The sequence below is a fragment of the Nocardioides sp. CPCC 206348 genome (assembly GCF_048654705.1).
In the GTDB taxonomy this organism is placed as follows: domain Bacteria; phylum Actinomycetota; class Actinomycetes; order Propionibacteriales; family Nocardioidaceae; genus Nocardioides.
The window spans coordinates 21902-23411 of sequence record NZ_JBMCZA010000236.1 but is presented as its reverse complement, the minus strand read 5'-3'; the positions used below and the strand labels follow the sequence as shown (position 1 = coordinate 23411).

Genomic DNA, 1510 nt, shown 5'->3' with positions numbered 1-1510 from the left:
TAGGTGAGCTGGGCGTCGAAGAGTGGCTCACCTCCGACAAACGGGTCGTCGCAATCCATGGAGAAGATGCCGTAGATCTTGACGTCCGCCTCCCGGGCCTCCTGGAGCGCGCTCTTGACGGCGACGCAGTCGACGGCGTCAAGAATGATCGCGTCGGCCTTGTCGGCGACGGCGGAGCGGATTCCTTCCGCGAAGACGTCCGGGCTTCCCTTGCCGTCGAACACGGTCATGTCCCAACCGATGCTCTCGCCCGCCTCCTTCGCTCCAGCGGCAGGTTGCGAACAGCCCTCCGCCGCTTGGGTGCAGGAGATGACCCAGACGTTCTGGTCAGCCTGCGGCTTCGGCGCGCTCGCCGGCAATGCACGGTCGGTGCCCTCACGATTCTTGGCGACCGCTGCCTTCGCTTCTGCAACCACCTCAGGAGTCGTGGTACCGCCGCCCCCGCCTGCTGATTCCCCGCAGGCTGCTGCAAAGGACATCAACGCCCCCAGCGCCAGTAGCGCGACCGCGCGCTGTCCCCGTCTGGGCGACCGCGACCCCGGATCAACTGCGGCGTCGGCCTGGACGACATGTGTTCGCTTGCTCATTGTTCTCCTCTTGCTTCTGGATCTCGATGTGGCTGCGTGGACACGCTCAGCCGTGGAGCAGCTCGTTCTGAACGAACTCGTGGTGTCCCGAGAAGTCGGTGGTGTCAGGGGAAAGTCGCGTTTCGGTTCGATGTGCGAGGCGACCACTGGGTGTGTCCCCGGTCACACCAACGTACGAACGCGCGGCATCCCCGAGGTAGGTCGAACCCGCCGGACATCGGGACAGAATTGACACGAGCCCGGCCGCGGCAGAAGTTAGGAGCGGGCTGCTTCGCGCTGCAGCCGGCGCATCCCGTCGAGCCACCGGTCGTAGTCAGATCCCTTGCGCCGGTAGTACGTGAGCACCTCGGGGTGCGGGAGGACCAGGAAGCTCTCATCCTCGATGGCTGCCAACGTGAGCGCAGCGACATCCTCGGGTTCCAGAACAGTTCCGGCTCTTGCCACGACGCTCGCCCCGAGCTGCGACGCCTCGTCGTCTGACGCAAGTGCGCCGTTGTGGATGTTGGTATTGACCCCCATGGGGCAGATGCAGCTCACCCGGATTCCTTGGTCTCCGTAGGTGACCGACAGCCACTCGCTGAAGCCGACGGCCGCGTGCTTGGTGACCGAGTAGGGCGCCGCCCCAATCTGTGTCAGCAGCCCAGCGGCCGAGGCTGTCGAGACGAAGTATCCCGAGCCGCGCTCGATCCAGCCCGGCAACAGCAGGCGGGCTGCACGCACGTGCGACAGGAGGTTGATGTCGAGGGTGCGCTGCCACTCCTCATCGCTGTCACCGATGCCAGGTTCCCCGGAGATACCGGCGTTGGCGAAGAAGAGATCCACCGGCCCGTACGCGCTCTCGGCGGCGGCGATGATCTCCTCCAGCACCTCGACCAGGGACACATCCCCGGGCACGGCGGTTCCGCCCACCGCGGTGGCGACCT

General features: G+C 65.9%; 2 protein-coding genes. Both read right to left on the bottom strand.

Annotated features, from left to right (window positions below; genetic code table 11):
- Positions 1-734, bottom strand: a 734-nt coding sequence (locus ACOADB_RS27130) for a sugar ABC transporter substrate-binding protein (RefSeq protein WP_378606414.1), incomplete at its 3' end; no start/stop codon positions are given.
- Positions 735-842: 108 nt separating this feature from the next.
- Positions 843-1510, bottom strand: a 668-nt coding sequence (locus ACOADB_RS27125; RefSeq protein ID WP_378606411.1) for an SDR family oxidoreductase, incomplete at its 5' end; no start/stop codon positions are given.